A 12404-nucleotide genomic window follows, 5' to 3' on the forward strand; every position below is an offset into this window, starting at 1 on the left:
AACTATCTGCTGTTTTGTCTGTATGCTTCGAAAAGCCGGATCGTATCCACAGCCTCCCGCACGTCGTGGACGCGCAAAATCGCCGCACCCTGGCGCAGGCACTCCCAGCCCAGGGCAACGGTTCCGGCGAGCGATTCGGCGGGTGTCGCATCGAGCACCTTATAGATCATCGACTTACGGGAAAGGCCAGCCAGCACGGGATACCCCAGCGCGCAGAGGCGGTGCAGGCCCGCGAGCAATTCGTAGTTCTGCTCCGTGGTCTTGGCGAAGCCGAACCCGGGATCGAGAACGATATTTTCCCGCCGGATACCCGCCACGAGCATCGTTTCGGTACGGCGGCGGAAGTAGTCCACGACTTCGGTGGTGATGTCGCGCCGGTAGTCGGTCTGCGACTGCATCGTCTTGGGGTCGCCCTTCATGTGCATCGCAATGTACGGCACGCCGTATTTTGCCACGACGGAGAGCATCTCAGGGTCGAGTTCCCCGGCCGAGATGTCGTTGACGACGAGCGGGCCGAACGCATCGACGGCTTTCGCGGCGACTTCCGAGCGGAAGGTATCGACCGAAACGGCCATGCCGGGAGCCACCCTCCGCACGGTCTCCACACCCAGCGTCACGCGCCGCCACTCTTCGTCGGGCGAAACCTCCCCGGCCCCCGGGCGCGAAGAATACCCTCCGACATCGATCAGCTCCGCCCCTTCGGACACCGCCTCACGGACGCGCCGTTCGACGGCTTCGGCCTCCGGGGTACGGCTGCCGGCATAGAACGAATCGGGGGTGACGTTCAGGATCGCCATCACCCGCGGTATGGAAAAATCAGGCATTACGGGCTTCATGGCTGAAAATACGATCGAGTTTCACAACGGCGGGTTCGAGGTCTTCCTCGAAAATATTGACTACGACGTAATCGGCTTTTTCGCTCAGCACATCGTCGTCCATCTGGGCGGCAATGCGGCGGCGCACCTCTTCGGGATCACGCTTGTCGCGGCGGCAGGTGCGTTCGATGCGCAGCTCCTGCGGTGCGAGGACAGCGACCGTGCGGTCGACATCGCCGTCGAATCCCGCATCGAACAGGATGGCGCTTTCGAGGATCACATAGTCGCCCTCCTGCCGCTGGGCCCATGCCGCAAAATCGGCCCGGACAGCCGGGTGGACGATGGCGTTCAGGTCGGCGAGGGCCTGTGCGTCGGAGAAGACTTTCCCGGCGAGGTAAGCGCGGTTGAGCTCCCCTTCCGAATAGGCTTCGGCGCCGAAGCGGGCAGAGATGCGCGCACGCAGGTCCGGATCGGCGGTCATCAATCGCTTAGCCCCGGCATCGGAGTCGTAGACCGCAACGCCCCGCAATGCAAAAAGGCGGCAGACAGTACTCTTGCCACTGCCGATGCCGCCTGTGATTCCGACCTTCATCATGGGTTCTCAGGAGTGTTGATTTCGGGAATGTCGCCGACAGAGATGATCTTGATGTCGCTGAAGCGCGTTGCGAGGGCATTTTGCAACGACTGGGGGTCGATGATGAGTTTACCTTCGTGCCCCTCCTCGTGCGAACGTTTCGTCTTGAGTTCCGCAAACGGAATACGCAGCGTCTTGCTCATATAGACCCGGTAGCCGAAGAGGTTCGTGCCGACGCCCTCGACCACGCACGTCACCTCGAAAGGCTGTCCGTCGACACTCACCCTGACGATCTGTTCGGTGGTGTACGTATAACTCAGTTTCGCGATATACCACAGGATGAACGACGCGACGAGCAGCGCCAAAAAGACCGGCGACACGTAGCGGTGCATCCATTTCAACCAATTTTCCATAATGCGGGACATAATATCTGTATTGCAAAGATAATACAACCCGGGAGCAATGCCAAATTTATTTGAACGTCCGGGGCCGCAGACCGTCGCCGATGTAAAAAAAACGGACCGCGCCCAAAGGTGCAGTCCGTTTCTGTCGTATATAAAGAGGTATTACTTCTCCTCGTCGATCTTGGCGCGTTTGGTCATCAGGTCGTAAGCGATCGGCGTTGCGAGGAAGATCGTGGCAGCCGTACCTACGACCACGCCGATGATCAGCGCGAAGATGAAGCCGCGGATCGTCTCACCGCCGAAGAAGAAGATAGCCAGCAGCGTCACGAGCGTCGTACCCGAGGTGTTGATCGTACGCGACAGCGTCGAGTTGATGGCGTTGTTCACGTTCTCCTTCAGGTTACGCTTGGGATACAGGCCCAGGTATTCGCGGATACGGTCGAAGACCACCACGGTGTCGTTGATGGCGTAACCGATGATCGTCAGGATCGCGGCGATGAACGCCTGGTTGACCTCCAGGTTGAAGGGCAGCAGACCGTTGAACATCGAGAAGATACCGATGATCAGCAGGGCGTTGAAGGCCAGGGCTGCGGTAGCGCCCGTAGCCCACTGCCAGCGCTTGAAACGGAAGGTGATGTAGAGACCGATGGCAATGAGCGAGAAGAGCACCGAGTAGATGGCGTTCCACGTCATGTCCTTGGCAATCGAGGGGCCGATCTTGTCGGCTGTCAGGATACCGTTTTCGTCGGTCTGGGTATTGCGGAACTGCTCGAAGGTGATGTCGTAGGTGTAGAGCGGTTTCAGCGCGTTGTAGATGATCTGCTCGACTTCGGCCGTAGCTTCGTCCGAGGTATCGTCGTAACGGTACTGCGTCACGATGCGCATCTGGTTCTCCTTACCGTACTGCTTGACTTCGGAACTGATCGCCGAAGCGTCGGCATCGGCAATCTCGGCGAAAGCCTTCTCTACGTTCGAACGCACCTCTTCGGCCGAAACGGCCTTGTCGAAGCGAACAACGTAAGCGCGGCCGCCGGTGAACTCGGCGCCGAGGTTCAGACCGCGGGCGAAGAACGAAACGCACGACAGAATCATCAGGGCGACGGCGATGTAGTAAGCGACCTTGCGAACGCGGATGAAATCGAAACGCGTATTGTTCAGGAAGTTCTCCGACCACTTGCGCGAGAAGGAGATATGACCCCATTTGCCGACGATCCATTCGATCAAGAGACGCGTGATGAAGATGGCGCAGAAGAACGAGGTGATGATACCGATGATCAGCGTCGTAGCGAAGCCCTGAACCGGACCGTTACCGAAGATGAACAGCACGATACCCGTGATGATGGTCGTCAGGTTACCGTCGATGATAGCCGAATAGGCTTTCGAGAAACCGTCCTTGATGGCCAGCGAAAGGCCCTTGCCGCCGCGAAGCTCCTCCTTGATACGTTCGTAGATGATCACGTTCGCATCGACGGCCATACCCATCGTCAGCACGATACCCGCGATACCCGGAAGGGTCAGCACGGCCCCGAACGAGACGAGCACGCCCATCAGCAGGAAGACGTTGGTCAGAAGCGCGATGTCGGACATCCAGCCCGCCGTCTTGTAGAACAGGCCCATGTACAACAGCACGAGGATAAAGGCCAGCACGAACGAAAGCATACCGGCATTGATCGACTCCTGACCCAGCGAAGGACCTACGACGGTATCCTGGATGATCTTGGCGGGAGCGGGAACCTTACCCGAGTTGAGCACGTTGGCAAGGTCCTTGGCCTCCTGGATGGTGAAATCGCCGGTGATCTGCGACTGTCCCTTGTCGATCTTGGAGTTGACGCGGGGTGCGGAGTATACGTAGCCGTCGAGAACGATGGCGATACACTTGCCGATGTTCTCGCCCGTCATGCGCGACCATTCCGAAGTACCCTCGGCGTTCATGGTCATCGAAACCTCGGCCGTAGCGCCGCGCTGGGCGTACTGCTCGGTGGCCTCCGTAACGACCGAACCGTCGAGCGGAGCCTTGCCGTCGGGCGTCGAAACCTTGATGGCATAGAGGTAGAAACGGCCGTCGATCTTGTCGTCGCCCTTGACGCCCCACTTGAACAGAACGTCGGCGGGGAACAACTCGCGGACGGCGGGCTGGGCGAGGTACTCGTTGACAGCGGCCATGTCGGCCTTATAGGCGGCGCCGATAGCGGCTCCGCCTGCATAACGCGGATTGAGGACTGCAAAAAGCGGGTTCACGGCGCGGTCGAAGTTGCCTTCCTGTACGGCACTCTCGGCCGTAGCGGTCGAATCGGCGGCGCCGACCTCGGCGATCAGGCCGTCGGCCTCGGCAGCGGGGGTTTCAGCGGCAACAGCGGCCTCGGCAACGGTAGTCTCGGGAGCGCCGGCTGCGGGAGCCTGTGCCAATTCGGCCTTGATGAGCTTATCGGCTGCCGACAGAGCGGGGAAGATTTCGTTGGCGTCGTAGGTCGTCCAGAACTCCAGCGATGCGGTTCCCTGCAGCAGGTCGCGGACACGCTGCGGCTCCTTCACGCCCGGAAGCTCGACCAGGATGCGGTGCGAGTTGGGCAGGCGCATGATGTTGGGCTGCGTAACGCCGAAGTGGTCGATACGGCTGCGCAACACGTTGAACGAAGCACCGATAGCGGCCTCGGTCTCCTTCTTGAGGATCTTCTCGACATCGGAATCGGAGCTTTCGAGCGTAATGTCCTTACGATCGGGGCTTACGAAAAGCTCGGCGATGGGACGGCCGTTCGAAATGCGCGAATACGCCTTCACGAAATCGGATACATAGTCCGTCGAAGAGCCCTGTTTCATTGCCTCGTTGGCCACGCCGATCGCCTCGATGAAAGCGGGGTCGTTCTGGCTGTCGCCGGCCAATGCCTTCACGACATCCTCGACCTGCACCTCCAGCATGACGTTCATACCGCCCTTGAGGTCCAGACCCAGGTTCAGCTCCTTCTCCTTACACTCCTTGTAGGTGAATTTGCGGAAACCCAGGTTGTAAACCGGCAGGTTCTGCACCGAATCGAGGTAATGCTGCTCCGCATCGGCCCGCTGGTCGATGGGGAACTGCGCGGCATAAGCAGCCGCCTTCTTCTCTACGCCACGTGTTTTGAACGTAAACGAGAGTTGATAAACACAAGCGAGAGCCAGCAGGACCGCAATGAGTTTAATGAAACCTTTACTTTGCATTTGAGTAAAAAATAGTTGTTATTATTTGTTGTAATTGTTGTCATTACGCACAATAGCACGCAAAGATAGAAAAAAAGAATTAAATAATAGGGCCCGCAAGGGAGGAAAATGGCGTCAAACGGCAAAAAATCCGTATTTTTGGAGCCGCATGACAAAATACACGGAATACAAATACCACATTGCGGCGCTGTTCACGGTGACAGTGTGGGGCGCGACGTTCGTTTCGACGAAGGTCCTCATCGCCAATTCGCTGACCCCGGCGGAGATCTTCTTCCTGCGCTTCGCCATGGCCTACGTCTGCATCTGGCCCTTCGCCCGCAAGCGCCTGTGGGCCGCGAACCTGCGCGACGAACTGTTGCTGGCAGCCGCAGGACTGAGCGGCGGATCGCTCTATTTCCTGACCGAAAACATCGCCCTGGAATACGCCCCGGCCTCGAACGTCTCGCTGATCGTCTGCACGGCTCCGGTATGGACCGCCGTACTGCTGAGCCTGCTCTACCGCAGCGAACGGATGACGCGGCGGCAAATCGCAGGGTCGGCGCTGGCATTCGCAGGCATGGTGCTCGTGGTGTTGAACGGCCACTTCGTGTTGCGCCTCTCGCCGCGGGGCGATATGCTGGCGCTCTCGGCGGCGTTGCTGTGGATGGTCTATTCGCTGGTAATCAAACGCATCGGCGGCCGCTACCCCGCTATTTTCATCACCCGGAAAGTCTTTTTTTACGGACTTCTGACGATCCTTCCGGTCTTTGCTTTCCAGCCTTTCGACGTGAGCCGGGAGGTGCTGTCGCGCCCCCTCGTATGGGGCAACCTGCTCTTCCTGGGCGTCGTCGCATCGATGCTCTGCTATGTGCTCTGGAACGCCGCGATGCACAAGCTGGGAGCCGTGCGGACAACCAACTATATCTACATCAATCCGCTGGTAACGATCGTCGTGGCGGCACTCTGCATCGGCGAGCGGATTACCCTCGCGGCACTGGCCGGCGCGGCGCTGATCCTCTACGGAATGTGGCGGGCGGAACGAGCCTAGTGCACCATCTTCAGGCCGACGATGCCGATGAAGACCAGCGACAGGAAAAACATCCGCCAGAAGGTCACGGCATCGTGGAAAAAGACGATCCCGAGGATCACGGTCCCCACGCCGCCGATACCCGTCCAGATCATATAGGCCGTACCCATCGGAATCGTCTTCTGGGCCAAGTACAGCAGCCAGCCGCTTATGCCCATCGAAACGACCGAAACGGCCAGGAACAGAAAATGGTAACGCGGATTGAGGTCCGCCAATTTAAAGCCGAGGGGCCATCCCATCTCGAAAAGCCCCGCAAAAATCAGATACAACCAAGCCATCGGAATCAATTTTTGAAGGCGAATATAGCGATTTTTACCTCCCCGGCAAAAAAAGAGCGCAGTCCCGTTTCCGGAACCGCGCTCTTCGCGTTATGATTGGCGGGGTGTTGCCCCGGAGGTTTTACTTAACCTCTTCGAACTCCACGTCCTCGGGCTGGCCGTCGTTGCCGCCGCCCTGCTGGCCGGCATTGTGCGCCTCGTGGCCTGCGTCGGCTCCGGGCTGTGCACCCTGCTGGGCCTGCTGCTGGGCGTAGATGTCCTGCGAAGCTGCCTGCCATGCGGCGTTCAGCTCGGCCATGGCGGTATCAATAGCGGCTACGTCAGCATTCTTGTGCGCCTCCTTCAGCTTGGCCAGAGCGCCCTCGATGGCGGCCTTCTTGTCGGCGGGCAGTTTCTCGCCGTACTCCTTGAGCTGCTTCTCGGTGGTGAAGATATTCGAGTCGGCGGCGTTGACCTTGTCGATACGCTCCTTCTCGGCCTTGTCCTTCTCCTCGTTGGCCTTGGCCTCGTCGCGCATGCGCTGGATCTCCTGCTCGGTAAGGCCCGAAGAAGCCTCGATGCGGATCTTCTGCTCCTTGCCCGTGCCCTTGTCCTTGGCCGAAACGTTCAGGATACCGTTGGCGTCGATGTCGAACGTGACTTCGATCTGCGGCACACCGCGCGGTGCGGCGGGAATGCCGTCGAGGTGGAAGCGGCCGATCGACTTGTTGTCGCGGGCCAGCGGACGCTCGCCCTGGCAAACATTGATCTCCACCGAAGGCTGGTTGTCGGCAGCCGTCGAGAAAACCTCCGACTTGCGGGTCGGGATGGTGGTGTTGGCGTCGATGAGCTTCGTCATCACACCGCCCAGGGTCTCGATACCCAGCGACAGCGGCGTAACGTCGAGAAGCAGCACGTCCTTCACCTCGCCCGTCAGGACACCGCCCTGGATAGCCGCACCGATAGCCACGACTTCGTCGGGGTTCACCGAGCGGTTCGGAGTCTTACCGAAGAACTCCTCGACGATCTTCTGGATCGCGGGAATACGGGTCGAACCACCCACGAGAATCACTTCGTTGATCTGCGAGGCATCCAGGCCTGCATCGCGCAGCGCCAGCTTGCAAGGTTCGATGGTCTTGCGGATCAGGTGGTCGCACAACTGCTCGAACTTGGCGCGGGTAAGCGACATCACGAGGTGCTGCGGAATGCCGTTGACGGGCATGATATACGGAAGGTTGATCTCCGTCGTAGTCGAGGACGAAAGTTCGATCTTCGCCTTCTCGGCAGCCTCCTTCAGACGTTGCAGGGCCATCGGGTCCTGGCGCAGGTCGATCTGGTGCTCGGCCTTGAACGCCTCGGCCATGTAGTCGATCAGCACGTGGTCGAAGTCGTCGCCGCCCAGGTGCGTGTCACCGTTGGTCGACTTCACCTCGAAGACGCCGTCGCCCAGTTCGAGGATCGAAATATCGAACGTACCGCCGCCGAGGTCATACACGGCGATCTTCTGGTCGTTCGACTTCTTGTCCAGACCGTAGGCCAGTGCGGCGGCCGTCGGCTCGTTGATGATACGGCGGACCTTCAGGCCGGCGATCTCACCCGCCTCCTTCGTAGCCTGACGCTGCGAGTCGGAGAAATAAGCCGGAACCGTGATGACGGCTTCCGTAACCTCCTGACCCAGGTAGTCCTCGGCCGTCTTCTTCATCTTCTGCAGGATGATGGCCGAAATCTCCTGCGGAGTGTACTGGCGGCCGTCGATGTCGACACGCGGGGTGTTGTTGTCACCCTTGACGATCGCATAGGGAGCGCGTGCGATGTCGGAGGTCACCTTGTCGTAAGCCTCGCCCATGAAACGCTTGATCGAGAAGACCGTACGCTTGGGGTTGGTGATAGCCTGACGCTTTGCGGGGTCTCCGACCTTACGCTCGCCGTCGGCGGTGAACGCCACGACCGACGGGGTCGTGCGGTGTCCCTCGGAGTTGGGGATTACAACGGGCTCGTTGCCCTCCATCACTGCTACGCAGGAGTTCGTGGTTCCTAAGTCAATACCAATAATCTTTGCCATAATAATAAATATGTTTTAATTGTTTATTTTTCGGTTTCGTATTCGGCAGGCCCGGGCTTCTTCGGACTCCGGCTGCCGGTTACGCCCTTAAATCGAACAAAGGTCGTACCAATCGGCAATCTCTGCCAAATTGTCAGCCGGATGGCAGAAAGAATGCCATGCAGCGGGTTGTCGCACGGCATTTTGACAGCCCGCTTAAGAAGCAGGGTTCAGGCGAGCAGGAGAATTGAAAACAAAAAGGCCTGCTCAACGCAGGCCCTTACCGGCAGATGCCGGACAAATAAATCGTATAGCTGTTACTGCTCGCTCAGGATGCGCATCGCAACGTCGAGAATCGTCGTATCGTCCAACGTGACAACACCGCCGTCCGGCCCCGCTTCGAAGTGCACACCGACGCATTCCTTTGCCTCATGCTTGCCTCCGAAGTAGTTGCGGACTGTGTCTACATCGATTCCTAACTCATCTGCAATGCGCTGCGAGCTGCCGCTGGGCAACCGGTCCTTGATACGGCGCAACTCGTTAAATGTGATAATCATATCCGTTGAATTTTTGGTTGATAGTTCTGCACAACTAAGTTAATACAATTTTGCGGAACTGCAAAATTTCTGCCTGAAAAAGTGCAATAAATATAGCCGCAGAACGAAAAAAAGCGGAAGTCCCACAGTTACAAAACAAAAGCCCCTGCCGAAGCAGGAGCTTTTTATTTTCCCGGGGCACGGAAAACTTTCCGCAGCCGGCAGAAGATTTATTCCTCGGGCTCGATGTAGAACTGGAAAATCATCGGCGTGAAGGGCGGAATATCCGTATACACTTCGGTCGTGGTCGTAGTCTCGCCCGAATCGTAGTAATCGCCGTAACCGCCGTAATAACCGCCGCCGTAACCATAGCCGCCCAGACCGCCGTAACCGTAATAATCGCCGTAATAACCGCCGTAATAGCCGTTATTGCCGTAATAGCTCTGCGAATAGTTCAGGTAGTTCAGGTAATCGTAGTAGCTCGACGTATAACCGCCCGAAGTGGACGTATTCGTACCGCCGCTTTTGCCGGTCGTACCGTAGGCATTGGTCGACGTGGTGATAAACGCCGCCCACTGGCCGTATTTGAGGTTGGGAACGGTATAATAGAATGCGGTTATCAGATCGGGATTCTGCACGTCGTACGAGTGCGCCGAACCGGTTGAGCGCACCTCGCCGTAGATAATCTGCTTCACCTCGTCGATATTCGTATCGAAGATGAAACCGTCGAGGAAGCGGCCGATATACCAGATCTTGGCCGTGCCTTCCATTCCGACAGAGTCGGCTTCGAGGTCCGCAACGCCCTTATAGGCTTCGTAGTCGTCGCCCTCGCCGTGGAACCGTTTTACGAGCGCCTCAGCGATCTTCTTTTCCAAGTCGGAACCGTTGTAAGGCTCGAAGCCTACGTTGTACGGCTCATTGCGTTTCGTTCCGACGGGGAACGAGAAGGAAAACTTATCGCCGGCAATCTCCTTGGACGGATCGTAGCGGACATCGACATAGAGCTGTGCCACGGTGTCGCAGGCGCTTACCCAGCGCTCGGCGCGTTTGTAGGGATGCTTTTCATCGTCGGGATCGGTCGGGCGCTTCTCCGAATCGTCCTCGCCGTCCTTGGTGAACATCACGACCCCGCCGTTGGCCTCGCAGAATGCGTCGACCACCGTACCCTCGGCTTCCAGCGGATTCTTGACCGTATCGCAAATCTCCATTTCGACGATGAACGGACGCTTGGAGCTGAGCGTAAACTGGCCCTCATAGCCGCCGTCGCCCTCCACGCCGCCGGAACCGACGATGCGCGAAGGCATGTAAAGCCGGATCTTGGAGCCTTCACGCAGCAGGAACTCGGGATCGACCCCCTTCGAAGCGGCATAGCCCGGATCGAGGTGCAGCGTATTGCGCATGGCGAGGTAAGTCCCCTCCATCAGGCTCGTATTCTCCGTACCGCAATAGCGGTAGAAAGGTACGTAGTGGGTATATTTGGTGAACGTTCCGACCTGGTAGGCCTCGCCGGCACGGCGCGTGAGAACGATATTGCCGCTCAGGTCGCGGCCCGAGAAATCGAATTTCACCCAGCAGGCGGTATCGTTTACCGGGGCAGCCTGCGCATCTCCGGCCTCAAGGACTTCGACGTAGTAACCGCCTTCGGATTGGTAGTTCTTCAGCAGGTCCTTGCGGTGCTGCGTCATCCACGCCTCGAGGGCCTGGTTCTCGAATTTGTCGTACGACTCGGTCTGCTCTTTGGCGCAGGATGTCAGCAGCATGATGCCGGCTGCCGAGAGGTAGAGAAAACGGGTGATCAACTTCATATCTTGTTCTGCAATTCTATATATTCGGTGTTCTGTTTATTCGTCGTATTCCACTTGGCTGATCTCGAAAAACCAGGCAATAGGGCTCTCTTTCGGAATTACACTCACATATTTGTCCCCGAAAGCCATGTTATAAGTCATGTAAGCTTCGACCTGGTCATTCTCGCGACAACCAAGTAACGCATGCCGGAGACCGTTTAGTATGTCGCCGCGCATATCGAGTGTAATCGGTTCGAACGACCACGCTCCGGGCGTCAGCCCCGCATCCTCCAGGGCCTTCTGCCAGTTCGGATCGTTCGTGTAGAAAGGCGCGGTGGTATCGGAGATAGTCGCATAGTTGAAAATGTAGGCCCGAAAGGTAATGGTCACCTTCGCCGAGGCGGTAACCTCCGGATTGCTGTCCCGGTTTTCCCGGTAGAAATTATCGATATACCTGTATACCGTATTGCCTGAAACCGTGTAGAATGCCTGCGTGCTGCCCTCTTCAAGCTGCGAATCCGGAATCAGCGTCGGCGCATGGCTCTTTTCGAGGAACGACACGATCTTCGTACGCTGTTCGGGAAGGATGTCCTCCTCCTCCGAGCAACCGCAAAACAGCAGGGGCAGGGCGCAAAAAAGTGTAGTGAGTATTCGTTTCATCAGCATACAATCGTGCAAATTTACAAAAACAATCCGATTTACGAAGAAGAAACGTAAAAAATCGCCCGCTTTGCATGCGGGCGTGTCGAAAAAAGAGGAAAAATCGGTTATTCCTTTTTCCTGTAATAATCCTTACGCGGGTTGGTAAGTCGCTGCAACTTGCGCTGCTTCCACGCAATAGCAATGATAGTCAACACAATAGCAACGGCAAAGAAGCCGAGCAGGATAAAAATAAATCCAAACGGAATCCCTTCCATAGAAATTAAAGAGGCTTATTTTGTTAGGCGTCGCAAAGATAAGACAAAATCCAGCCAAAACAAAGTTAAGTCAGACTTTCGGAGGGTTATTTTCGAATAAATTAAATTTACAACTACACAAATGGTATTTTTTTCGGCTATCCGGGCTTTTTTTAAAGATTTTTGAGCGCCATGCGGATCAGCTCCTCGACCGAAGCGGAGGGCGAAGAGCGCAGGACCGAACGCAGCACCTTTTCGGCCGAGGCGCGGGCGAAGCCCAGCATGACCAGCGCGGCGAGGGCCTCGTCGAAGTTGCCGCCGACAGCGGGCAGCGCCTCGCCGGCATCGGCCCCCAGCGCCACGAGCTTGCCGCTCAGTTCGACGATGATCTTCTGCGCCGTCTTGAGGCCCAGCCCCTTGACATTCTTCAGCAGCACGGCATTGCCCGCCGTGATGATCCCCTGCAACTCGCGCGGCGAGTAGGTCGAGAGGATCATGCGGGCCGTATTGCCGCCTACGCCCGAAACGCTGATCAAAAGGCGGAACAACTCGCGTTCGGCCTTCGTCGAGAAGCCGTAGAGCAGCTGCGCATCCTCGCGCACGACATAATGGACGTAGAGTTTGGTCTCGGTATCGTGTTCGATCGCGGCGTAGGTTTCGAGCGAAATATGGAGGTAGTAGCCTACCCCGCCGGCGTCGATAACTGCGTATGCGGGAGCCACTTCGGCGACTGAGCCTTTGATGTATTCGTACATGGATTTCAAATTTTATTGCGGGTTGGGCAAAAGTAAAGATTTTTTTTTACCTTTGTGTCTCAAATGCTGAATAATTAACTA

Annotated in this window: 12 protein-coding genes; 1 reads left to right on the forward strand and 11 read right to left on the reverse strand. The window is 57.3% G+C overall.

Features of this window, described 5'->3' with window-relative positions:
- Nucleotides 1–2 precede the first annotated feature (2 nt).
- From folP to secDF, 4 genes are all read right to left on the reverse strand, one after another.
- Entirely contained in the window at nucleotides 3–836 is an 834-nt protein-coding gene (gene folP, locus KG007_RS08265) for a dihydropteroate synthase (RefSeq protein ID WP_449500915.1), read from the reverse strand.
- Nucleotides 817–1407 (reverse strand): dephospho-CoA kinase, encoded by a 591-nt coding sequence (coaE, locus tag KG007_RS08270; RefSeq protein ID WP_213348324.1) that lies wholly within the window; start codon nucleotides 1405–1407, stop codon nucleotides 817–819. The genes folP and coaE overlap by 20 nt, the downstream gene beginning before the upstream one ends.
- The gene (locus KG007_RS08275; RefSeq protein WP_195460865.1) at nucleotides 1407–1802 is read right to left on the reverse strand and encodes a hypothetical protein; all 396 of its coding nucleotides are present in this window, start codon (nucleotides 1800–1802) and stop codon (nucleotides 1407–1409) included. The genes coaE and KG007_RS08275 overlap by 1 nt, the downstream gene beginning before the upstream one ends.
- 153 nt (nucleotides 1803–1955) lie before the next feature.
- Nucleotides 1956–4988: a protein translocase subunit SecDF gene (secDF, locus tag KG007_RS08280; RefSeq protein WP_195460866.1), complete on the reverse strand. Its 3033-nt coding sequence runs from the start codon at nucleotides 4986–4988 to the stop codon at nucleotides 1956–1958.
- 148 nt (nucleotides 4989–5136) lie between these two features.
- On the opposite strand from secDF, the gene KG007_RS08285 reads away from it, so the two are divergent.
- Nucleotides 5137–6015, forward strand: coding sequence for a DMT family transporter (locus tag KG007_RS08285; protein ID WP_213348121.1), 879 nt, complete (start codon nucleotides 5137–5139; stop codon nucleotides 6013–6015).
- Here KG007_RS08285 and KG007_RS08290 read toward each other — a convergent pair.
- The 7 genes from KG007_RS08290 to ruvA form a co-directional block, all read right to left on the reverse strand.
- Nucleotides 6012–6332 carry a DMT family transporter gene (locus tag KG007_RS08290; protein ID WP_195460868.1) on the reverse strand — a complete coding sequence of 107 codons (321 nt, stop codon included), beginning with the start codon at nucleotides 6330–6332 and terminating at the stop codon, nucleotides 6012–6014. The genes KG007_RS08285 and KG007_RS08290 overlap by 4 nt on opposite strands.
- 121 nt (nucleotides 6333–6453) lie before the next feature.
- Nucleotides 6454–8373 carry a molecular chaperone DnaK gene (gene dnaK / locus KG007_RS08295; RefSeq protein WP_195460869.1) on the reverse strand — a complete coding sequence of 640 codons (1920 nt, stop codon included), beginning with the start codon at nucleotides 8371–8373 and terminating at the stop codon, nucleotides 6454–6456.
- A gap of 296 nt (nucleotides 8374–8669) precedes the next feature.
- Nucleotides 8670–8909, reverse strand: a complete 240-nt coding sequence (locus KG007_RS08300; protein ID WP_195460870.1) for a DNA-binding protein — start codon at nucleotides 8907–8909, stop codon at nucleotides 8670–8672.
- Nucleotides 8910–9118: 209 nt separating this feature from the next.
- Nucleotides 9119–10693: a hypothetical protein gene (locus tag KG007_RS08305; RefSeq protein WP_213348123.1), complete on the reverse strand. Its 1575-nt coding sequence runs from the start codon at nucleotides 10691–10693 to the stop codon at nucleotides 9119–9121.
- Nucleotides 10694–10729: 36 nt separating this feature from the next.
- Entirely contained in the window at nucleotides 10730–11332 is a 603-nt protein-coding gene (locus KG007_RS08310) for a hypothetical protein (RefSeq protein WP_213348124.1), read from the reverse strand.
- Between the two features lie 107 nt (nucleotides 11333–11439).
- Nucleotides 11440–11589, reverse strand: coding sequence for a hypothetical protein (locus tag KG007_RS08315; RefSeq protein WP_195460873.1), 150 nt, complete (start codon nucleotides 11587–11589; stop codon nucleotides 11440–11442).
- Between the two features lie 152 nt (nucleotides 11590–11741).
- Nucleotides 11742–12323, reverse strand: coding sequence for a Holliday junction branch migration protein RuvA (ruvA, locus tag KG007_RS08320; protein ID WP_213348125.1), 582 nt, complete (start codon nucleotides 12321–12323; stop codon nucleotides 11742–11744).
- Nucleotides 12324–12404 lie beyond the last annotated feature (81 nt).

It is taken from the genome of Alistipes montrealensis (assembly GCF_018362775.1).
GTDB classification, from domain to species: domain Bacteria; phylum Bacteroidota; class Bacteroidia; order Bacteroidales; family Rikenellaceae; genus Alistipes; species Alistipes montrealensis.